This window comes from Aggregicoccus sp. 17bor-14, assembly GCF_009659535.1.
Lineage (GTDB): Bacteria > Myxococcota > Myxococcia > Myxococcales > Myxococcaceae > Aggregicoccus.
On sequence record NZ_VJZZ01000003.1, the window covers coordinates 43,655 to 65,821 of the forward strand.

Below are 22,167 nucleotides of genomic sequence, written 5' to 3' on the forward strand. Positions count from 1 at the left end.
ACGTTCCTAGCTCGCGTAGGGCGCGAGGCGGTCCTCGCGCGGGCGGCCGAGCACGCGCTTGGCCAGGTCCTTCGCGCCGACGTAGGCGCCGTAGGCAGCGGCCTTGAGCTGCTCACGCGCGCGACCGTCCGCCTGCACGGGGCGCGGGTCGAGGCCCAGCGAGCGCAGGCGGTGGTTCGCCTCGTGCAGCCGCTTCCGGCGCCGCGTGCTCGCGCTGTAGTAGGTGAAGCTCGCGGTGATGGAGACGCCGGGGCCGTTCTTCACCCAGTGCGGCGCGGTGGTGGGCATGTAGCCGCCCAGCCCCGGCTCCAGCTCGAACACGCGCGCGCGCGGCGCGAAGGCGTCCTGGTAGGTCACGAGCTCGCGCGAGCCCTGGCCGTGGAACAGCTCCAGCGAGCGCTCCGTGACCACGCTGCGGTCGAGCGGATCCCACACGTGCAGCAGCTTCGTGCCGCGGATCTGCAGGATGAAGTTGTGCTCGTGGTCCATGTGGTAGGGCGTCACCGCGCCCGGCGAGGCCACGAAGATCCACCCCGCGCGGAAGCTCATCCCCGGGTCCTTCGCCTCCACCACCGGGCGCACCGCGTCCAGCACCTCGTCCACCAGTGCACGGTAGACGGGATCCTTCTGCACGTTGTGCAACGCCATCCACGCGCGCGACGACTCGATGGACGCGAGGATGTCCTCGGGCCGGCCCTCCACCTTGTGGGTGTCCGGCGCGTTCACGAAGCTCGTCGCGGCGCTGGCCTGGTCGTTGTGGAAGCGCACCGAGTTCGTCGCCGAGAGCCGCTTCGCCAGCTCGATGAGCGGCGGCAGCTGCAAGAGCGGGTGGTCCGCCAGGTTGTGGCGCACCGACATGATCTTCATCGGGTCGAAAGACGCCGCGTCGAAGTGGAGCTGCGCGCCCTCCCAGGGCGAACTTACTGCTACAGCGGAATTCTGCGCCCGAGCGGCCATTGCTTCCCCCCAGAATTTTCCGGTAATGACAGGTCGTACCTTGTCGGATTCACCGCTGCGCCGTCAACCGGGGGGGGAAGACGTGAAGACACCAGAGCTGCCCGAGGCCTTCGATCCATTTGCCGGGCCCGCGATCCTCGCGACCGCGCCCTCCACCGAGCCTCAGCGCGAGCTGTGGACGGCGACGCGCCTCGGTGAGGACGCCTCGCTCGCCTTCAACGAGTCGGTGACGCTGGAGCTCGCGGGCGCGCTGGACCTGGAGGCGCTGCGCCAGGCGCTCAGCGATCTGCTCGCGCGCCACGAGGCGCTGCGCGCGACGTTCAGTGGCGATGGCCTGAGCCTGATGGTGGGCGCGCCCGGCCCCGTGGAGCTGCCGCTGCACGACTGGAGCGCGCGCACGCACGAGGCGCAGGCCGAGGCGTGGGCCGAGCTGCTCGCCGGCGAGGTGGAGCGCCCCTTCGACCTCGCGCAGGGCCCGCTCTTCCGCGCGCAGCTGGTGCGCCTGCAGCCCGAGCTGCACCGCCTCACCCTCACCGCGCACCACATCGTGTGTGACGGCTGGTCCACCGCCGTGGTGGTGAAGGACCTGGGGCAGCTCTACAGCGCCCACCGCCGCAGCAGCGTGCCGCAGCTCGCGCCGGCCGAGTCCTTCACCGCCTACGCGCGCGAGCAGGAGGCGCTCGTGCGCGGGCCCCAGCGCGCCGCCGACGAGGCCTACTGGGTGAAGCAGTTCTCCGGCGAGCTGCCGGTGCTCGAGCTGCCCTTCGACCGCGCGCGCCCGCCCACCAAGACCTACGCGAGCCGCCGCGTGGACGTGGGCTTCGATGCGGAGCTCGTCACCGCGCTCAAGCGCACCGGCGCGAAGCACCGCACCAGCCTCTTCTCCACGCTGCTCGCCGGCTTCGCCACGCTCCTGCACCGCCTCAGCGGCCAGGAGGACGTGGTGGTGGGCATCCCCAGCGCCGGCCAGGCCCAGGGCGGCCACGACGCGCTGGTGGGCCACTGCGTGAACACCCTGCCCATCCGCGCGCGTCCCTCGGGCGCCCTGCCCTTCAGCGAGCTGCTCGGCCAGGTGCGCACCGCGATGCTGGATGCGCAGGAGCACCAGGCGCTCACCTTCGGCAGCCTCCTGCAGAGCCTGCCCCTGCAGCGAGACCCGAGCCGCCTGCCGCTGGTCTCCGTGTGCTTCAACCTGGACAAGGGGCTCAGCCCTGACGCGCTCGGCTTCGAGGGCCTCCAGGCCCAGCTGCTCACCAACCCGCGCCACTACGAGACCTTCGACCTCTTCGTGAACGCGGTGGAGCTGGACGGCCGGCTCACGCTGGAGTGCCAGTACAACACGGACCTGCTGGAGGAGCGCACCCTGCGCCGCTGGCTCGAGGCGTACGGGCTGCTCTTGCGCCACGTGGCGCAGGAGCCCGCGACGCCCGTGGGCCGGCTGCCGGTGCTGCCCGAGGAGGACCGCGCGCAGCTCGCGCGCTGGAACGCCGAGGCCCAGGCCCCCACCTTCCTCGAGGACGCAGCGTGCGTGCACGCGCTCATCGAGGCGCAGGCGGGGCGCACGCCGCAGTCCGTCGCGGTGGAGTTCGAGGGCGCGCGCCTCACCTACGCCGAGCTGGACGCGCGCTCGAACCAGCTCGCGCGCACGCTGCGCGCCTCGGGCGTGGGCCGCGGCAGCCTCGTGGGCCTGTGCGCCGAGCGCTCCCTGGACATGGTGCTGGGCGTGGTGGCCATCCTCAAGGCGGGCGGCGCCTACGTGCCCCTGGACCCGGGCTACCCCGTGGACCGGCTCGCGTACATGGTGGCCGACTCGCAGATGCAGGTGCTGCTCACGCAGGCGCGCCTGCACGAGGAGCTGAAGCTGCCGGCCGCGCGCGTGCTCCTGCTCGATGCGCCCGAGACCTTCGCGGGCCAGGACGCGTCCTCCCTGCCGCACGACGCCGAGGCGAGCGCGGGGCCGGAAGACGTGGCCTACGTCATCTACACCTCGGGCTCCACGGGCAAGCCCAAGGGCGTGCTGGTGCCGCACCGCGCGGTGGTGAACCTGCTGCGCAGCGTGCAGCGCACCCCGGGCCTCTCGGCAGAGGACGTGGTGCTCGCCGTCACCACCCTCTCCTTCGACATCGCCGTCTCCGAGGTCCTGCTGCCGCTCACCGTGGGCGCGCGCATCGTGGTGGCGAGCCGCGAGCTCGCGAGCGATGGCGCCCGCCTGCTCGAGGCGCTGCGCACCCACCGCGTCACCTTCCTGGACGCGACCCCCGCCACCTACCGCCTGCTGCTCGGGGCGGGCTGGCAGGGCACGCCGGGCCTGCGCGTCATCTGCACGGGCGAGGCGATGCCGCGCGACCTCGCGCAGGAGCTGGTGCAGCGCACGGACGCGGTGTGGAACGGCTACGGCCCGACCGAGACCACCGTCTGGAGCACCTTCTACGAGGTGAAGGCCCCGGTGGGCCGCATCCTCATCGGGCGCCCCGTGGCCAACACGGACCTGTACGTGCTGGACGCGGCAGGTGAGCCCGTGCCGGTGGGCGTGCAGGGCGAGCTGTACATCGGCGGCGCCGGCGTCACCCACGGCTACCTGAACCGCCCCGAGCTCACGAAGGAGCGCTTCGTGCCGGACCGCTTCAGCGGCCGGCCCGGGGCGCGCCTGTACCGCACGGGCGACGTGGTGCGGGTGCTCCCGGACGGCAACCTCGAGTGCCTCGGGCGCAACGACCACCAGGTGAAGCTGCGCGGCTTCCGCATCGAGCTGGGTGAGATCGAGGACGCACTCACCCAGCACCCGCGCGTGCGCCAGGCCGCCGTCATCGTGCGCGAGGACCGCCCGGGAGACCGCCGCCTCGTGGGCTACACCGTGGCCCAGGAGGGCGCCGAGGGCGTTCCGGACGCCGAGCTGCGCGCGCACCTCAAGCGCACCCTGCCCGACTACATGGTCCCGGGCACCTGGGTGCGCCTGCCGAAGATGCCGCTCACCCCGAGCGGGAAGATCGACCGGCGCGCGCTGCCCGCCCCGCAGGCGCCCGAGGGTGGCACGGGAGCGGACTTCGTCGCCCCGCGCACCCCCACCGAGACCCTGCTCGCAGGGCTCTGGAAGGAGGCGCTCAACGTGGGGCGCCTGAGCGTGCACGACGACTTCTTCGCGCTCGGCGGCCACTCGCTGCTCGCCTCGCAGGTGCTCGCGCGCCTGCGCCGCGACCACGGCATCCAGCTGTCCTTCCGCAAGATGTTCGAGGCGCCCACCATCGCCCGCTTCGCCGAGCTGGTGGACCAGCAGAGCACCTCTCGCGAGAGCGCCCCGCCCGCCGTCACCGGTGTGCCCAAGCGCCAGGGCACCGGCCCCGCGCCCGTCTCCGGCATCCAGGAGCGCCTGTGGCTGCTCGAGGAGATGGACCCGAGCCAGCGCCTCATCCACAACCTGCCCGCCGCCTGGCGCCTCAAGGGCGCGCTGGACGCAGGGCTGCTCGAGCGCTGCCTCAACGAGCTCGTCCAGCGCCACGACACCCTGCGCACGACGTTCAGCATCGTGGGCGGCCAGCGCGTGCAGCTCGTGCACCCGGCCTACACGCTGAAGCTCGCGCAGGAGGACCTCTCGGCGTTGCCGGGCGAGGAGCGCGAGCGCGTGCTGGATGCGCGCATGGCGGAGGCTACCCGCGAGCTCTTCGACCTCTCGGCGCTGCCCCTGTTCCGCGCGACCCTGTACCGGCTCGCCGAAGACGAGCACGTGCTCTACACCCTGCGCCACAACACCATCTGGGACGGGTGGAGCTTCGACATCTTCCTCAACGAGCTCGCCGCCCTCTACACCGCGTACGCCGCCGGGAAGCCCTCCCCGCTGCAGCCCCTGCCCGTCACCTACGCGGACTTCACCGAGTGGCACCGCGGCTGGCTCGAGGGACAGGAGATCGCCCGCCAGCGCGAGTGGTGGCGCACGCAGCTGGGCGGCTCGCCCCCGGCGCTGGACCTGCCCACCGACCGCCCCCGCTCGCGCGCCCCGACGCACGCGGGCGCGAACGAGGGCGTGAAGCTCACCAAGGTCGAGCTGGACGCGCTGACGCAGCTCGCGCAGAGGGCCGGCGGCACGCTCTACATGGTGGTGTTCAGCGCCTTCAACGCGCTCTTGCACCGCTACACGGGGCAGACGGACCTGCTCGTGGGCACGCCCGTGCGCGCCCGCTCGCAGCCCGAGCTCGAGGGGCTCATCGGCCCCTTCGTCAACGCCGTCGTCCTGCGCACCCGCGTGCGCCCGGAGATGAGCTTCCTGGAGCTGGTGAAGAGCGTGCGCGACACCACGCTGGACGCCTTCGGGAACCAGGACCTGCCGCTGGAGCGCCTCGGGGGCCGCCCGCCCATCGTGCGCGCCTTCTTCTCGCTGCAGGACGCGAAGAACCGCCCCAAGGGCCTGGGCGAGGTGAGCATCTCGCAGGTGCACGTGCTGCCGCCCGCGGCCGCCGACGACATGATGCTGTGGATGATGGAGGGCCGCGACGGGCTGCTCGCCATGCTCAACTACAGCACCGAGCTCTTCGACCAGGCCACCGCCCAGCGCTTCCTGCAGCAACTGCGCACGCTGCTCTCGGAGGTGGTGCGAGACCCCACCCAGTCGCTCGCGCGCCTGCGCCTGCTGCCCGAGGCCGAGAGCGCCGCACTGCAGCGCGCGGGGCACACGCCCCACGCCCTGCAGGGCCCGGCGCTGCTCCATCGGCGCTTCCAGGCCCAGGCGGCCGCGACGCCGGACGCCTCGGCGCTGCGCGTGGGTGGCCAGGTCACGTCCTACGCCCAGCTGGCGCAGCAGGCCTCGCGGCTCGCGCGCGCCCTGCTCGCACGGGCGGGTGCGGCACCGCTCTCGAAGGTGGCCCTGCTGCTCGAGCCGGCGGCGCTGCCCGCGGCGCTGCTCGCCACGCTCGAGGCCGGTGCGAGCGCCGTGTTGCTCGACCCGCGCCACCCGCGCCCCTGGCTGCAGCGGCAGCTGGAGGCCGCGGCCCCCGGTTTGCTCCTCACCACGCGCGCCCTGAAGGACGCGCTCGCCCCCGCGCAGCCCGCCGCGCTGCTCGTGGACGAGGACGCGGCGCTCATCGAGAGCCACTGCGCCGGCGCCCTGCCCGAGGTGTCCGCGCAGGCCGCGGCCCTGGAGAGCTGGAGCGCCGAAGGAACGGGGGCGCTGGTCCCCTCGCGCGTGAGCCACCTCACGCTGAGCCACCTGCTCGAGGCCGTGTCGCCGCTCACCGGCCTCGAGGCGGGGGCAAGCGCGGTGCACGCGCTCTCGCCCGCGCACGAGTCCGCGGCGCTCGAGCTGCTGCTGCCGCTCACGCGGGGTGCGGCCCTCGAGGTTCCGGCTTCGGGTGAGCCGGAGGCGCTGCTCGGCGCGCTGGGCACTCCCGGCGCGCACTGGCTCGCCGCCCCGCCCGCCACCCTGCAGACGCTGGTTGCCGCGGGCTGGAAGGGCGCTCCGGGCCTTCGCGGGGGCTGCCTCGGCCCCGCGAGCGCGGAGCTCGCCCCGGCGCTGCGCACCCGGGCCCCTGCGGGAGCCTGGAGCCTCCATGGGTGGCCCGCAGCCGGTGGCCTCGCCTTCGCGCGCGACCTCTCGCGCGAGGACGTGCCGCACGCCCTCGGCCGTCCCCTGCCCGGCTGGCACGCCGAGGTCCTCGAGACCACCGGGAGCCTCAGCCCCACCGGCGTCCCCGGCGCATTGCGGCTCACCGCCCCCGGCGCCGAGGCCTGGGCAAGCGGCGAGCGCGCGCGCCTGCGCGCCGACGGGGTCTTCGAGCTGCTGGAGCGCCCGGAGGCAGCGGCCCTGGTGGGCGGCCTGCGCGCGCACCCCGCCCAGCTCGAGGGCGCGATGCGCGGCCACCCCGCCGTCGCGGACGCGGCCGCGGCCGCACACCCGGATCGACTCGGCGAGCTGCGCTGGGTGGGCTACGTGGTGCCCCGCCCCGGCGAGTCCGTCACGGCCACCGAGCTGCGCCGCCACCTGCGCCGGCTCGTGCCGGAGGCCCTCGTGCCCCAGGCGGTGGTGGAGCTCGAGGCCCTGCCCGCGCGCGACGACGGCAGCGTGGACCGCACGCGCCTCGCCTCGCCCTACAAGCAGCAGGCGCACGAGTACGTCGCGCCGCGCACCGACGCGGAGCGGCTGCTCGCGGGGCTGTGGACGGAGCTGCTCGGTACGCAGGAGGTGGGCGTGCACGACAACTTCTTCGCCCTCGGCGGATACTCGCTGCTCTGCTTCCAGCTGATTGGAAAGGTCGCGGAGCGCACCGGGAAGCGGCTCAACCCGCGCCTCTTCCTCCTCGACACGCTGGAGCAGGTGGCCGCGCAGCTGGGCCCCGTGCAGCAGCAGGCGGCGGCTGCGGCGGCTCCGGTGGCTGCTGCGGCGCCCGCTCCCGCGGCCCCGGCGGCCTCGTCGGGCGGCCTCTTCGGCAAGCTGAAGGGGATGCTGAAGAAGTAGCCCGTCCCTCCTGAAGCAAAGAAGGGCCGCCCCACTCGGGGCGGCCCTTTTCGTTTTTCACGGGTCGAGGCGCGCTTCCCTCACTCTTTCCCTCTCCCAGCGGGAGAGGGGACCTTCACGAGGCTTCGCGCGGCAAGCTCACTTCACCTACCCCTCGTGCTTCACGTACTTGCCCGGCTCGCTGGGGCTGGGCACGTACCAGGCGGGGTTGCCGCTCGGGTCGCGGCCCAGGCGCGCGCCCGGCACGGGCGGACGGCTGGGGTCCAGCACCGGCGCCACCGTGGCCCCTGCGGGCACCTTGGACGGCGGGAAGAAGCCCGCCTCCTGCATCTCGGCCACGGCCTCCTTGAAGCAGCGGACGATGAAGTCCACCTCCGCCTGCGTGTACGCCACCGTGAGGAAGCAGGGGAAGCCGTCCAGGATGTGCAGGCCGCGGTCGCGCAGCATCACGAAGAGCAGGTCACCCCAGGCCTGCTCCTCCTTCCAGAACACCTTCCACAGGCTCGAGAAGTGCTTGATGTGCAGCGGCGCGCCCACCTCGTCGAAGAAGGCGTTGAGCGTGCCGGCGAGCCCGTCCGTCATCCCGTTGAGCCGCTGCTGCAGCGCGGGCCCGTGCTGCTTCATGTACTCGAGCGCCGCCTTCGCGGAGGCGAGCGCCAGCGGGTGGCGCACGAAGGTGCCCGCGAAGTAGGTCACGCCCACCGTGGGCACCGAGTCGTCGCCGAACTGCCAGTGGCCGCCGTCCAGCGCGTCCATCCACTCGCGCTTGCCCGCGATGACGCCGATGGAGAGCCCGCCGCCCACCACCTTGCCGTAGGAGGCCAGGTCCGCCTTGATGCCGAAGTGCGCCTGGGCGCCGCCCGGCCCGGTGCGGAAGCCGGTGATGACCTCGTCGAAGATGAGCGCCGCGCCGCACTCCTGGGTGAGCTTGCGCAGCTCCTGCAGGAACTCCTTCGGCTGGAAGTCGGGGCGGCGGCTCTGCACCGGCTCCACGAGGATGGCGGCCAGCTCGTGCGCGCGCTCCTTGAGGATCTCCAGCGAGCGCTCGGTGCCGTAGTCGAGCACCAGCACGTTCTCGGACGTCGAGGGCATGATGCCGGGAGCCGCCGGCATCGCGCGGCTCTTCGTGGCGCGGACGATGACCTCGTCGAAGATGCCGTGGTAGCTGCCGGTGAAGATGGCGATGGTGCGCCGGCCGGTGACCGTGCGCGCGATGCGCATGCAGCCCATCACCGCCTCGGAGCCCGTGTTGCACAGGCCCACGCGGTCGTGGCCGGTGAACTCGCAGATGAGCTTGCTCACCTCGCCGGCGAGCGGGTGCTGCGGCCCCACCTCGAAGCCCGCGTCGATCTGCTTCTTGAGCGCCTCCTGCACGAAGTCCGGCGAGTAGCCGAAGAAGTTCGAGCCGAAGCCGTTGAGCGCGTCCACGTACTCGTTGCCGTCCACGTCCCACAGCCGCGCGCCCTTCGAGCGCTCGATGACGATGGGGTAGACCAGCTCCTTCATCGGCGGGCGGAAGCCCGTCACCACGCGCGGGTCGGCCATGTGGCCGCGGTGCTGGGTGGTGTAGGCCTTGGAGCCACGCGTCTTCTGCGTGTAGCGGCGCGTGACGGCGTCCAGGCGCGCGCGCTGCTTGGGCGTGAGCGACTCGGTGCCGCGCTGGGTGTGGATGCGGGCGATGGCGCCGAAGGCCTTCTTCACGTCGTACTTCTGCGGGGCCGCGGGCTCCTCGGCCTCCGCCTTGGCCGGGGCCGCCTGCGGGGCCGCAGCCTGGGGCGCGGGGGCCTGCGGGGCCTGGGCCGCCGGAGCCGTGACGGCCGGCGCCGCGGCGACCTGCTGCGGAGCCACGCCGGACAGGAGCATCAGCTGCTGCTGCATGAGGCGCAGCTGGGCGTTGATCACCTGCTGCAGCTCGTCCCCACCGGCCACCGGTCCCACGCTGAACATGGGCAGGGCGGCGAGCGGCGCGGGCGCGGCGACGGGTGCGGGCGCGGTGACCTGGGCGGCGGCCTGCAGGGCGGCGGCGGCCGGGGCGGGCGCGGCCTTGTCCTCGGGCAGCACCGCGTCCAGGTGGGCCGCGAGCTGCTGCAGGCTCGCGTACTCCTCGGTGAGCTGGCGGAAGGCCAGGTTCACGCCGAAGCGGCGCTTGAGCTCGATGGCCACCTGCGTGAGCACGAGGCTGTCGAGCCCCAGCTCGAGGAAGGTGGTGGACGGGTCCGCGCCCTCCAGCTCGAGTCCGGACATCTCCTCGAGCGTCTGGCGCACATCGTTGGCGATTCGTTGCTGACGGCTCACGTGTTCCCCCCCTGAGAGGTCTTGCGGTTCTGGAGCAGTTGCAGCTGCTGCTGCATGAGTTGGAGCTGATCGTTCACCAGTTGCAGCGCCGGGGCCGGCGCCCGCGCGAGCGCGGCGGCGAGGGCGGGCGCTGCCGGAGCGGACGCTTCGAGCGAAGGAGCGGGCGCGGCTGCCACCGCGGCGCGCGGCTCCACCCAGAAGCGCTGGCGCTCGAAGGGATAGGTGGGCAGGGCGACGCGGTAGCGGCGCTCGCGCGCGTAGAAGGCCTTCCAGTCGAGGCGCGCGCCGGCGAGCCACAGCTGGCCGAGGGCCCCCAGGAGCGAGGCGTACTCGGCCTCCTCGGTCGCGGTCTCCCCGAGCGAGGCCACGGCCACCTGGCGCACGCGGTCCTTGACCTGTTGGCGCGCGAGCGTGGAGAGCGTGTTGCGCGGGCCCACCTCGAGCAGCACCCACTCCGGCTGCTCGAGCAGCGTGCGCACCGCGCCCGAGAAGCGCACCGGCACGCGCAGGTGGCGCGCCCAGTAGGTGGGGTCCGTGGCCTGCTCCGCCGTGAGCCACGCGCCCGTGGCGGTGGACACGATGGGCAGCCGGGGCGCGCAGAGCGCCACCGACTGCACCACCTGGAGGAAGGGCTGCACCGCGGGCTCCATCATCGCGGAGTGGAAGGCGTGCGAGGTCTGCAGCGCCCGGCACACGGCACCCTCCGCCTCCAGCTCCCGCTGCAGCCGCTCCACGTCCGGCGTGGGGCCGGCCACCACGCACAGCGAGGGCCCGTTGTCCGAGGCGACGCACAGCGTGGGCCAGGCGGAGAGCCGCTGCTCCAGCTGCGCGGCCGGCAGGCGCACCGAGAGCATGCTGCCGCGCGGCTGGGCCTCCATGAGGCGTCCGCGCAGCGCCACCAGCTTCAGCGCGTCCTCGAGCGAGAACACGCCGGCGAGGCACGCGGCGACGAACTCGCCCACGCTGTGGCCCACCATGGCGCCGGGCTGAACGCCCAGGCTCAACCACAGCTGCGCGAGCGCGTAGCTGGTGACGAAGAGCGCGGGCTGGGTGATGGAGGTCTCGCGCAGCGCGCGCGCCGCCGCTTCCGCGTCCCCGGCCGGCGGGTACATGAGGGTGCGCAGGTCCTTGCCCAGGTGGGGCAGCAGCAGCTCCGCGCAGCGGTCCACCGCGTCGCGGAACACGGGCTCTCGCGCGTACAGCGCCTTGCCCATGTCCACGTACTGCGAGCCCTGGCCCGGAAAGAGGAAGGCCACGCGCGGCTCTCCCGCCTGGAGCTCGCGGCTGGACACGCGCACCGGGTCCTTGCTCTCCAGCGCGCGCGCCGCGTCCTCGCCGCTCGCACACACCACGGCGCGCCGGTGCGCGAAGCCCGTGCGCCCCGTCTGCAGCGTGAAGGCCACGTCCGCGAGCGGCACCTCCGGGTGCGCGCGCAGGAAGGTGGCCAGGTTTGCGCTCGCCGCGTCCAGCGCCGTGCGGGTGCGCGCGGAGAGCAGCAGCACCTGGCGGGGGCGGCTCTCGCTGCCCGGCTCGCGCGCGGGCGGCTCCTGCAGCACCACGTGCGCGTTGGTGCCGCCCACGCCGAAGGAGCTCACCCCGGCGAAGCGCGCCCGCGCCCCCGTGCGCGGCCAGGGCCGCAGCGACGAGGCCACGAAGAAGGGGCTCTTCTCCAGCTCGCACTTCGGGTTGGGCCTCTCGAAGTGCAGCGTGGGCGGGATGCACTCGTGCTCGAGCGAGAGCGCCGCCTTGATGAGCCCGGTGACGCCCGCGGCGATGACCAGGTGGCCGAAGTTGCTCTTCACCGAGCCCAGCGCGCAGTAGCCCAGCTCCTTCGCGCCGCCCTCGCGGAAGGCCTGGGTGAGGCCCTGCACCTCGATGGGGTCTCCGAGCGGGGTCGCAGTGCCGTGCGCCTCCACGTAGCCGATGTCGCGCGGACTCACCCCGGCGCGCGCCTGGGCGAGCGCCACGACTGCGGCCTGGCCGCTCGCGCTGGGCGCGGTGAAGGAGGCCTTGTTGCCGCCGTCGTTGTTCACCGCCGCGCCGCGGATGACCGCGTGCACGTGGTCGCCGTCGGCGAGCGCGTCCTGCAGCCGCTTGAGCACCACCACGCCGACGCCGTCGCTGAAGGTGGTGCCGGTGGAGCCCTCGCTGAAGGGCTTGCAGCGCCCGTCCGCCGAGAGCATCCCGCCCTCCTGGTACAGGTAGCCGCTCTTCACCGGCACGGTGAGCGAGGCGCCGCCGGCGAGCGCCACGTCGCACTCGCCCAGCTGCAGGCTCTTCACCGCCTCGCACACGGCCACGAGCGAGGTGGAGCAGGCGGTGTGGATGCTGAGCGCGGGGCCGCGCAGGTTGAGCCGGTGCGCCACGCGGGTGGCCACGTAGTCCTTCTCGTTGGACACCATCACCTGGAAGGCGCCCACGCGCTCGACCAGGTCCGGCCGCGTGGAGACGTGCGTCTGGTGGTACGAGTTGTTGTAGACGCCGCCGAACACGCCCACGAGCCCCGCGGTGTCCGGCGAGTAGCCGGCGCGCTCGAGCCCCTGCCAGCAGGCCTCGAGGAAGAGGCGCTGCTGCGGGTCCATCAGCTCGGCCTCCTTGGGGCCGATGCCGAAGAAGGCCGCGTCGAAGAGCTCCACGCCCTCCAGCACGCCGCGGGCGCGCACGTAGGCGGGGTCCTCGCGCAGGGACACGGGGACGAGCGGGTCCAGCTCCCCGGGCGTGAAGAGGCTCGTGGCGTCCACGCCCGCGCACAGGTTCTTCCAGAGCGCATCCACGTCCGGCGCGCCGGGGAAGCGCCCCGCCATGCCCACCAGCGCCACGTCCGCGAGCCGCCCGCCGCCGGCAATCCCAGCGCGCCGGGACGCGTCCGCTGCGATGCTCGCGCCCGCGGCCTGGCCCTCGAGCCACGCGGCGAGCTGCGCGGGCGTCGGGCACTGGAACAGCTGCACCGCGGGTACGGGTGCCCCGGCGTCCTGGGCAAGCCGCGCCGCCGCGCGCACCGCGAGGAGGCTGGTGCCGCCCAGCTCGAAGAAGTTGTCCAGCGCGCCCACGCGGTCCAACTGCAACAGCTCCGCGAAGCCGCGGGCCACGAGCTGCTCGAGGCGGCTGCGCGGCTGCACGTAGGCCTGGGCGAGCTCGGGGCGCTTCTGCTCGGGCGCGGGCAGCGCGCGCAGGTCCAGCTTGCCGTTGTCCGTGAGCGGCAGGGCCTGCAGCCACACGAAGGCGCTGGGCACCATGTACTCGGGCAGCCGGGCGAGCAGCGCCTCGCGCAGGGTGGGGAGCGCGGGTCGGGCCGCTGCGTCCTTGGCGACGAGGTAGGCCACGAGCCGCTTGTGGCCCGGCACGTCCTCGCGCGCCACCACCGCGCCGGAGCGCAGGCCGGGCTGGGCGAGCAGCGCGGCCTCGATCTCCCCGAGCTCGATGCGGAAGCCGCGCACCTTCACCTGCCGGTCCGCGCGGCCCACGAAGTCCACGTTGCCGTCCGGCAGGTAGCGCACCACGTCGCCCGTGCGGTACATGCGCTCGCCAGGCTCGGGGCTGAAGGGGTCTGGCACGAAGCGCTCGGCGTCCAGCTCGGGGCGGCCGAGGTAGCCCAGCGCGAGCCCCGCCCCCGCGATGTACAGCTCCCCCTCCTCGCCCAGGGCCACCGGCATGCGCTCGGCGTCCAGGATGTAGAGGCGCGTGTCGCGGATGGGCCGGCCGATGGGCACCGCGCGCTGCGTGGGCGGGAGCTCGCGCGGGATGCGGTAGGTGGCGGCGAAGGTGGTGCACTCGGTGGGGCCGTAGCCGTTGATGAGCTGCGTTCCCGGCAGGGCCGCCTGCGCGCGCCGCACGTGCGTGACGCTGAGCGCCTCGCCGCCGGTGAGCAGCTGGGAGAGCCCCCTCAGGCACGAGGCATCCTCGTCCACCAGCGCGTTGAAGAGCGCGGCGGTGAGCCAGGCGGTGGTGACGCCGTGGCGCGCGATGCACTCGCGCAGCCCCGCGGCCGTGGGCACGCGCTCGGGGTGGCACACCACGCGCCCGCCGTTGAGCAGCGCGCCCCACAGCTCGAAGGTGGAGGCGTCGAAGGCGAGCGGCGCCGCGTGCAGGAGCACCTGCGCCTCGCCCAGGTCCACGTAGTCCACCGCGCACACGAGCCGGTTGATGGCGCGGTGGGGAACCTGCACGCCCTTGGGCTGCCCGGTGGAGCCCGAGGTGTACATCACGTACGCGCGCTGCGAGGCCCGGTGGCCCCTGCAGTCCGGCGCGGCGCTGCTCTCGCGCGCGAGCGCCGCGGGCAGCGCCTCGAGCAGGAGACACGTGGACACCGCAGGCATCAGCGGCGCGAGGCTCTCCTGGGTGAGCAGCACCTTCGCGCCCGCGTCCTGGACCATGAAGCCGAGGCGCTCGCGCGGATAGCTCGGCTCCAGCGGCAGGTAGGCCGCGCCCGCCTTGAGGATGCCCAGCACGGCGACCACCGTCTCCACCGAGCGCTCGAGGCACAGCGCCACGCAGTCGCCCACCGCCACCCCGCGCGCCGCGAGCAGGTGCGCGAGCTGGTTCGAGCGCGCCTCCAGCTCCCCGTAGGTGAGCGCCCCCCGCGCGTCGACCACGGCCACTGCGCCCGGGCGCCGCGCCGCCTGTTGGGCGAAGAGCGCGTGCACGGTGGCCTCGTTCTGGTGGTCCACCGGCGCCGGGTTCAGCGCGTAGACGAGGCGTCGCTGCGCCTCCGTCAGGACGGCGGTGCCAGTGCGCTCGGATGCGCTCATGTCGGTCTCCCCCCTCACGAACTGCTCCTTCGACGTTTCCAGAGGCCCCCGCCCCGTCCTGCCGGGCTGGATACTTACGAAGAGGCGCAAACATCCTACCCTGTCGCCTGCCGCCGAGTCGATGCCCCCGGAAAGCGCGGACTTCGGGTGGCGGACAGGGGGGGCCTGCCGGGGCAGCGGGGGCGTTTGGTATACGGCGGGGCCCCCCTCCTCCAGGACCCTTGCGCTGGATCAGCCCTCGAGCGGCAGGCGCCAGAGGCTGAGCGCGGGCGGCGGGCCCTCGCAGGCGAGCGCCGCGGCGTAGCCGGGCAGGGCCAGCGCCACGTCGCACAGGCTCCAGCGCGCGACGGCTGCGGGGCGCGCCGCGTGCGCGAGCAGGCGCGGGGGCTGCTCCGGGTCCACCGTGAGGGTGAACTGGGCGCTGGGCTCGGCGAAGCCGGTGCCCTCGGCCTTGATCAGGGCTTCTTTCCGCGCCCACAGCTGGAAGAAGGCCACGCGCACGCGCTCGGGCGGCAGCGCGAAGAGCGCCCGCTGCTCCTCGGCCGAGAAGACCAGGCGCGAGACGCCCGGCACGTCCACCCCGTCCTTCGCCCGCTCCAGGTCCACGCCCAGCTCCCGCCCCTGCGCGAGCGCGAGCAGCGCGTGCTCGCCGGAGTGCGAGAGGTTGAAGCGCACGGGGCCCGCGTGCGCAGGGGCGAGCGCGGGCTTGCCCCACTCGCCCTCCACCAACTGCAGCGCCTCGGGCGGCTCCCCCAGCGCGGCGCCCAGCAGCCTTCGCAGCGTGCCGCGGGTGAGCACGTAGCGGTCGCGGTCTCGCGCGAAGGCGAAGGCCCCGGCGCGCACGCGCTCGGCCTCCGAGAGCAGCGGCGCCTCGCGCGGGGCGAGCTCCGACGCATGCACCAGGGGCAGGTGGACCAGGTGCACCCGCTCGGGCGAGAGCGCGGGCAGCAGCGCGGGCTCGGCGAGCGGGGTCCAGGTCATGGCGTACAGGCTAGCCCGCGGCGCTGGCCGCGGCCGCCTGGCGCAGCTGGGGCGCGGCGGAGAGGAACTTGAGCTCGGGGTGCTTCTCCTCGGCGTGCTGCAGGGCCCAGTCGTCGCGGAACAGCACCAGGGGCAGCCCGTCGCGGTCCTGCACCGTCTGGCGGTTGCCCTCCCAGTCGAAGGCACGGGGGTCGAAGTTCGGCCCCACCACCCAGCGCGCGTGGCTGAAGGGCAGCCGGTCCAGGGCGATCTTCGCGCCGTACTCGTGCTCGATGCGGTACTGCAGCACCTCGAACTGCAGGGCGCCCACCACGCCGACGATGGGATCTCTCATGCCCATCTGCAGCTGCTGGAAGATCTGCACCGTGCCCTCCTCGGAGAGCTGCTCCAGGCCCTTCTCCATCTGCTTGCGGCGCAGCGGGTCCTTCGAGCGCACCACCGCGAAGAACTCGGGGCTGAAGCGCGGCACGCTCTCGAAGTGCAGGTCCTCGCCGTCCGCGAGCGTGTCGCCGATGCGGTACTGGCCGGGATCGAAGAGGCCGATGACGTCCCCGGGCCACGCGTCCTCGATGGCCGTGCGCTCGGCCGCCATGAACTGGCTGGGCTTGGCGAGCCGCACGTCCTTGCCCAGGCGCGAGTGGAAGGCGTTCATCCCCTTCACGTAGCGGCCGCTCACCACGCGCAGGAACGCGATGCGGTCGCGGTGCGAGGGGTCCATGTTCGCCTGGATCTTGAAGACGAAGCCCGCGAACTTCGGGTTCGTGGGCAGGCGCGGCCCCTCGGTGGTCTGGCGCGAGGTGGGCGCGGGCGCGAGCTCGAGGAAGGCGTCCAGGAAGGGGCGCACGCCGAAGTTCGTCATCGCGCTGCCGAAGAACATGGGGGTGATCTGCCCCGCGTCGCTCTTCTCGCGGTCGAACACGTCCCCGCCGATGTCCAGCAGCTCGATGTCCTCACGCAGCTGGGCGAGCTGCGCCTCGGGGACGATCTCGGAGATCTCCGGCGAGTCGATGGAGATGCTCTTCTCCTCCACCTCGCTCTCGCCGTGGCTGCCGTGGGCGGCGAACACGTGCACCACGCGCGCCTGGCGATCGTACACGCCGCGGAAGTCCGGCCCCATGCCGATGGGCCAGTTCATCGGGTAGGCGCGGATGCCGAGCACCTGCTCGAGCTCGTCCATCAGCTCCAGCGGCGCGCGCCCGTAGCGGTCCAGCTTGTTGACGAAGGTGAAGATGGGGATGCCGCGCATGCGGCACACCTTGAAGAGCTTCTTCGTCTGGGGCTCCACACCCTTGGCCGCGTCGATGAGCATCACGGCCGCGTCCGCGGCGGCGAGCGTGCGGTAGGTGTCCTCGCTGAAGTCCTGGTGGCCCGGGGTGTCCAGCAGGTTCACCGCGTGGCCGCGGTAGGCGAACTGCAGCACCGAGGAGGTCACGGAGATGCCGCGCTCCTTCTCCAGCTCCATCCAGTCGCTCGTCGCGTGGCGGCGCGCGCGCTTGGCCTTCACGCTGCCGGCCAGGTGGATGGCGCCGCCGTAGAGCAGCAGCTTCTCGGTGAGGGTGGTCTTCCCCGCGTCGGGGTGACTGATGATGGCGAAGGTGCGCCTGCGGGCGACCTCCTGGTCGAGCTCGGATGCCATGGCGGTGCAGGCCCTATCATGAGCGCACGGGACGTGCAGCCCTCCCCTGCCGGGCAGGCAGGCAGAGGACCCCGGCCTCCCCCCTCGCCGGGGCTCCGGGAGGCAGGCGGGCGCGGGGCTCGGATGCTCGGACTAGAACGCCCGGCGGCCCGCACGCCCTTCCCGCTGCCCTAGCCTCCCAGCGTGAAGCTCGCGAGCAGCTCCACGTCCGAGCGCAGCTGCACCTCGGCGAAGTCCCACTGCAGGATGCGCTCGCGCAGGCAGGTGGCGAGCGGGGCGGGGAGCGCCGGGGTGGAGGTGAAGGCGACCGAGCGCGTCTTGCCCGCCTGGGCGATGCGCAGGCGGGTGGCCACCCGGCCCGGAGCGCCGGGGGGCAGCTCGCAGCTGCGCAGCTGGGGGGCGCGCTGCTGCACCGCGGCCATCAGGAGCGCCCGCTGGGAGTCGCTCGGCGGGGGCGCTGCCTGCGGCGGGGCCGGCTTCTTGCGCGGCGGGGCCCGGTGCGCCGGCGCAGGCGCCGGAGCAGCGGCCACCGGAGGCGGCTCGGGGGCCGGCGGCGGCGGCGGAGGCGCGGGCCAGAGCAGGAAGAGCGCGAGCGCGAGCAGGGCGAGCAGCAGCAGCCAGCGCCCCCACTTGCGGCGGCGCGGGGCCCCCGCACGCCCGGGGCGAGCGCCGCGCACGGGAGGGACGCCGCGACGCCGGGCCAGCGGGCGCTGTCCGGGGCGCGGGCGCGCCGGGCGGGGCGCCGCGGCGGGCGAGGGCCTGCGGGCCGGGGTGGCGGAGCGGGCCCTCACTTCGTCCCGTCCGAGGGCTGCAGCGCGCTCGCCCAGCTGCGCGCGAAGGCCGACGCCGTGGGCGCGAAGTCCTGGCCCAGGGCGTTACAGAGATCGTAGGAGGTCGCCAGCTCCGAGCGGTGCTGCACCATGGCGCTCGCGAAGGGCCCGTAGAAAGGGTTGGACGAGGGGGCGATGACGTCCAGCGCGCTGCGTGGGAAGGCCGCGAGCGCCGCGCAGCGGCTGCGCTGCGCGCTCGCGCTCTCCGACTCGGAGGTGGAGACGAGCGCGAAGCGCGTCTGCTTCAGCGGCAGGCTCCAGCTGAACGTGGAGCGGTTGAGCCACACCATCTGCGAGCTCGTCTGCACCCCGAAGTAGCTGTCCGGCAGCTGCCCGAAGTGGGTGCAGGCGCCGCCGTAGTAGGACACGGGGCGCGCGCGGTGGTCGAGCACGCCCACCAGCAGCGCGCCGCGCGAGGGTGCGAAGGGCGGGGAGCCACTGCTGCCCGACTCCGGGTAGACGGTGGACAGGCGCGCGCCGAGCCCCGCGAGCGACGCGGTGCTGCAGGCGGTGGGCGCAGCCGTGCTCGCGCTGGCCGCAGCGCTGCTCAGCGCCGAGGAGAGCCCGATGGTGAGCCCGTCCGAGCGGGCCCACAGCAGCCGCTCGTCGTACAGAGAGGCCACGGCCGTGGTGCGCACGTCGAAGCCGGCCGCCTGCAGGCCCGCGTTCATCTTCGCCACCAGCGAGGCGTAGGACTCCGCCAGGTTCGCCGTCCCCGGCTCCACGCGCACCAGCCAGAGCACGCCGGTGCCCGGGTCGCCCGAGAGGCCGCTGCCGGGCATGGGGGTCACGGGCGGCGGGCCCGCGTCCGGCGGAGGCGGGTCGATGGGGCCCGCATCGCCCCCACCGCCGCCACCGCCACCGCCACCGCCACCACCGCCTCCGATACCGCCGCCGCCGCCGCCGTCCCCGATACCTCCACCTCCCCCGCCACCGCCGCCGCCGGTGCCACCCCCACCGCCCCCGTTGCCCGGGTCCACGATGATGATGACCGGCGGGGGCTGCCCCGCATCAGGCTCCGGCGGCTCCGGGATGACCGGAGCATCCATGAGGCAGCCCGTGAGGCTGACGCCCAGCAGCATCGTGGTGAGTGTGCGCATCGACTCTTCCCTCCCCTTCAGTCCGGCCCGGGTGCTTCTCGGTGCTCCTCGGTGTTCCAAGCCCTGCAGCGCTAGACCGCCTTGCGCGCCAGCTCCTCGCGGAGGCTGACGAGCAGCTCGCGGCGCGCCGCGAGGAACTCGTCGCGCGCGCTGCTGCCGCGCAGCTTGAGCTCCTCGCGAAGCTCGCGCTGCAGCTTCGTGGGGCAGGCAGCGAGCAACTGCTCGCGGACCGACACCTCGGCCCCGCCCAGGTAGCTGACGAGCCGCGCGGGCGGCAGGCGCAGCAGCGCCGCGCTGAGCTGCTCCACCGGCGAGCGGGTGAGGGTGGACTCGGTGATGAGCGAGCGGGTGGCGCGCGTGTCGCCCTCGCGCCGCAGCTGCTCCACCAGCCGGTCCTGCTCCTCGAGCGGCAGCGTCTCCAGCAGCTCGCCGAGCATGGCGTCCACCTGGCTCGCGCCGCCGGCGCTCTCGGCGAGGCGCGAGCGCAGCTCCTCGGCCACGGCGAGCGCGTGCGCGGTGCTCACCTCGGGCTGGCGCGCGAGCGCGAGCGCGAGTGCGGTGCGCTGCGCGTCCGAGAGCTCCTGCAGCGCGGCGGTGCGCGCCGCGGCCGGGGCGAAGCGCAGCGCCACCTCGAGCGCCGCGGAGGGCAGCGCCCGCACGGCGGAGGCGAAGCGCTGCGGGGGCACGCCCTGCAGGAAGCTGAAGGCCGCGTCCGCGGAGTCCGCCGCCTGGACGAGGCGCGCGGCGAGCGTGCGGCCCTCGAGCTCCGAGAGCGCCTGGGCGCGCGCCGCGGCGTCCAGCGCCGGGACGCGGCCCAGCTCCGCCGCCACGCCGGCCACCGCGGGGCCGAGGTCCGCATCGCCGCGCAGGTCCTCGAGCAGGAAGTCGCCCAGCTCGCGGGTCCACAGGGCCACCGGGCGCAGCTCGCCGCGGGTGAGCGCCTCGCGCACCACGGCGTTTCGCACCGCGCGCTCCTCGCGCAGCGTGCGCTCGAGCCGGCGCGCGCGCGCCGCCGGGTAGTCCAGCGCGGGTGCGGCCTGCGCGTTCGCGGGCGCGGCCTCGGGCAGCGGCTCGGGCTCGAGCCACGCGCCCCCGCCGCTGCCGTCCGCCGGGCGGCGCAGCGCGAGCACGAGCAGGCCGCCCAGCACCATCAGGCTGAGGGCGAGCAGCAGCACCACCGCGAGCAGGGGCGCCGCGGGCAGCAGGCTCTCCTGCAGGCGCTCACCCATCGTGGGCACCGGGGCGTCCGGCGCGCTGGGCGCGGCCGCGGCGGGCTGCGGCGGCGTGGGCGCGGGCGGCTGCGCCTCCAGGTGCGGGGCGTTGCGCGGCGGGAAGGCGAGCGCCTCCACGTTCACGTTGGACTGGCCCGCGACCTCCTTCAGCCGCTGGGCGACGAGCCCCTTGAGGCGGGTGCGGAAGGGGGCCGGCAGCTGGCTGTCCACCAGCACGCTGGCGTTCACGCTGCGCACGGTGGGCAGCTTCGCGCCGCCCGAGAGGCTCTCGAAGCCGGGGACGGCGCCGCCCACGGCCTCGTCCTCCACGCGCGCCTCCACGGAGACGAGCACGCACTGCTCGGGGCAGAGGGTGCGCAGCAGGTCGTTGACCTCCGCGCGCGAGCGCTCCTCGGCGTCCGCACGGGTGCGGCCCAGGGGGGTGGCGGCGGGGTCCGCGGCGAGCGCGGCGCTCGCGCACAGCGCGGCGAGCAGGACGGAGAAGGTACGGAAGGGCTTGGCAGGGAGCATGGCTATTCGACCCGGATGACCACACGACGGTTGGCGGCGCGCTGCTCCTCGACGGAGAGCGAGCCATTGGCCTTGAGCGCGCGCACGTCGGCGTAGCCGCGCACGGACATCAGCTCACGGGAGACACCCGCGCCCTCGAGCGCGGCGCGGACGTTGATGGCGCGCTGGGAGGACAGCTCCCAGTTCGAGGCGAAGCGCGCGGTGCTGATGGGGCGGTCGTCGGTGTGCCCCTCGATGATGACCGCGCGCGTGGGCAGCGTGGCCACCAGGCGCGCCACCTCCTCGAGCGTGCCCCGCCCTTCCGCGCGGATGTCCGCCGCGCCCGAGTCGAAGAGCAGCGCATCCTTGAACTCGATGGCGAGCCCCTCGTTGTCCTCGGTGGTGCGCACGCGATCCTGCAGGTTCTTCTCCGTCACCAGCTTGTCCACCCGCTCCTTCAGCTCCACGAGCGGCGCCTGCTGGTGGCCGTTCATGGAGGCCGCGAGCTTCTCGAACTGCGCGAGCTTCACCGGCGAGACGGCCAGCAGCAGCACGAAGAAGCCGATGAGCAGGGTGAGCAGGTCCGCGTAGCTGATGAGCCACAGCTCGTCGTGCTGCGGCTCGTTGAGCAGCGCGTCGAAGTCGTCCGCGGCCATGGGCTAGCGGCTCCCGCCCACCGAGACGTCCGGAGACACCGGCGCCGCGGCGGCCTGCGGCGCGCCCGCCAGCTCGAAGAGGCGGCGCACGTCCGACAGCGGCTTGTCCTGCACCGTGAGCACCAGCGCGCGCGTGAGCAGCTTCGCCTCCTCCACCCGGCTCGCGGTCTGCGAGTGGATGACGCGCGCGAGCGGCTGGTACACGGCGTTGGCCAGGAGCAGGCCGTAGAGCGTGCACAAGAGCGCGAGCGCCATGGAGGGGCCCAGCTGGTCGAAGCGCGCCAGGTCCTTGAGCAGGTTGATGAGGCCCAGCACCGTGCCGACGAGGCCGGTGGCGGGCGCCACGCGCCCGAGCGTCCCCAGCACGTCCTCGCTGCGCTTGCGCTCGCTCACCAGGCAGTAGAGCGCGGTGGAGGCGGTGCTCTCCAGCTCCTCGGCGGAGTACTGGCGCACCACGAGCGGGCCCAGCTGGCGCAGCAGCGCGTGCGAGGAGGCGTCCGCCACCTCCAGCGCGCGCGCAGGGCGGCGCGCGCGCAGCTCGGCGGCGAACTGGGTGAGCTCCTCGTAGAGCCGCAGGCGGCTGCGCGCCGCGTCGAAGCGCAGCGCCTCGGCCACCGCCTTCACCGCGTTGAACAGGTCCGTGAAGCGGTAGGCCACCATGGCCATGAAGAAGGGCGCGAGCCCCAGCAGCAGCAGCGAGGGCGGGTGCACCACGCCGGAGAAGCCGGCCGCGTGCCCCAGCTGCAGGATGTAGGCGATGAGCAGGCCCAGGCCCGCGAGTCCGATGATGACGTGCATGGT

11 protein-coding genes are annotated in these 22,167 nt (G+C 74.0%); 1 reads left to right on the top strand and 10 read right to left on the bottom strand.

The window, feature by feature from the left end; translation table 11 throughout:
• Positions 1 to 6 precede the first annotated feature (6 nt).
• Complete coding sequence (locus FGE12_RS06695) at positions 7 to 867, bottom strand: cupin-like domain-containing protein (RefSeq protein WP_194797659.1); 861 nt, start codon at positions 865 to 867, stop codon at positions 7 to 9.
• Between the two features lie 172 nt (positions 868 to 1,039).
• Here FGE12_RS06695 and FGE12_RS06700 point away from each other — a divergent pair, with 172 nt between their 5' ends.
• Positions 1,040 to 7,399 carry a non-ribosomal peptide synthetase gene (locus FGE12_RS06700; protein WP_194797660.1) on the top strand — a complete coding sequence of 2,120 codons (6,360 nt, stop codon included), beginning with the start codon at positions 1,040 to 1,042 and terminating at the stop codon, positions 7,397 to 7,399.
• Positions 7,400 to 7,546: 147 nt separating this feature from the next.
• On the opposite strand, the gene FGE12_RS30875 is transcribed toward FGE12_RS06700, so the two are convergent.
• From FGE12_RS30875 to FGE12_RS06750, 9 genes are all read right to left on the bottom strand, one after another.
• The gene (locus FGE12_RS30875) at positions 7,547 to 9,694 is read right to left on the bottom strand and encodes an aminotransferase class III-fold pyridoxal phosphate-dependent enzyme (protein WP_370458901.1); all 2,148 of its coding nucleotides are present in this window, start codon (positions 9,692 to 9,694) and stop codon (positions 7,547 to 7,549) included.
• Positions 9,691 to 14,442, bottom strand: a complete 4,752-nt coding sequence (locus FGE12_RS06710; RefSeq protein WP_153865567.1) for a polyketide synthase — start codon at positions 14,440 to 14,442, stop codon at positions 9,691 to 9,693. The genes FGE12_RS30875 and FGE12_RS06710 overlap by 4 nt, the downstream gene beginning before the upstream one ends.
• A 231-nt stretch (positions 14,443 to 14,673) precedes the next feature.
• The gene (locus tag FGE12_RS06715) at positions 14,674 to 15,423 is read right to left on the bottom strand and encodes a 4'-phosphopantetheinyl transferase superfamily protein (protein ID WP_153865568.1); all 750 of its coding nucleotides are present in this window, start codon (positions 15,421 to 15,423) and stop codon (positions 14,674 to 14,676) included.
• Between the two features lie 10 nt (positions 15,424 to 15,433).
• Complete coding sequence (locus FGE12_RS06720; RefSeq protein ID WP_153865569.1) at positions 15,434 to 17,059, bottom strand: peptide chain release factor 3; 1,626 nt, start codon at positions 17,057 to 17,059, stop codon at positions 15,434 to 15,436.
• Positions 17,060 to 17,229: 170 nt separating this feature from the next.
• Positions 17,230 to 17,736: a hypothetical protein gene (locus tag FGE12_RS06725; RefSeq protein WP_153865570.1), complete on the bottom strand. Its 507-nt coding sequence runs from the start codon at positions 17,734 to 17,736 to the stop codon at positions 17,230 to 17,232.
• Positions 17,737 to 17,846: 110 nt separating this feature from the next.
• Entirely contained in the window at positions 17,847 to 18,989 is a 1,143-nt protein-coding gene (locus FGE12_RS06730; protein ID WP_194797661.1) for a hypothetical protein, read from the bottom strand.
• Positions 18,990 to 19,060: 71 nt separating this feature from the next.
• Positions 19,061 to 20,731: a hypothetical protein gene (locus FGE12_RS06740; protein ID WP_153865573.1), complete on the bottom strand. Its 1,671-nt coding sequence runs from the start codon at positions 20,729 to 20,731 to the stop codon at positions 19,061 to 19,063.
• 2 nt (positions 20,732 to 20,733) lie between these two features.
• Positions 20,734 to 21,366, bottom strand: coding sequence for an OmpA family protein (locus FGE12_RS06745; RefSeq protein WP_153865574.1), 633 nt, complete (start codon positions 21,364 to 21,366; stop codon positions 20,734 to 20,736).
• Between the two features lie 3 nt (positions 21,367 to 21,369).
• Entirely contained in the window at positions 21,370 to 22,164 is a 795-nt protein-coding gene (locus FGE12_RS06750; protein ID WP_153865575.1) for a MotA/TolQ/ExbB proton channel family protein, read from the bottom strand.
• Between the last annotated feature and the right edge of the window lie 3 nt (positions 22,165 to 22,167).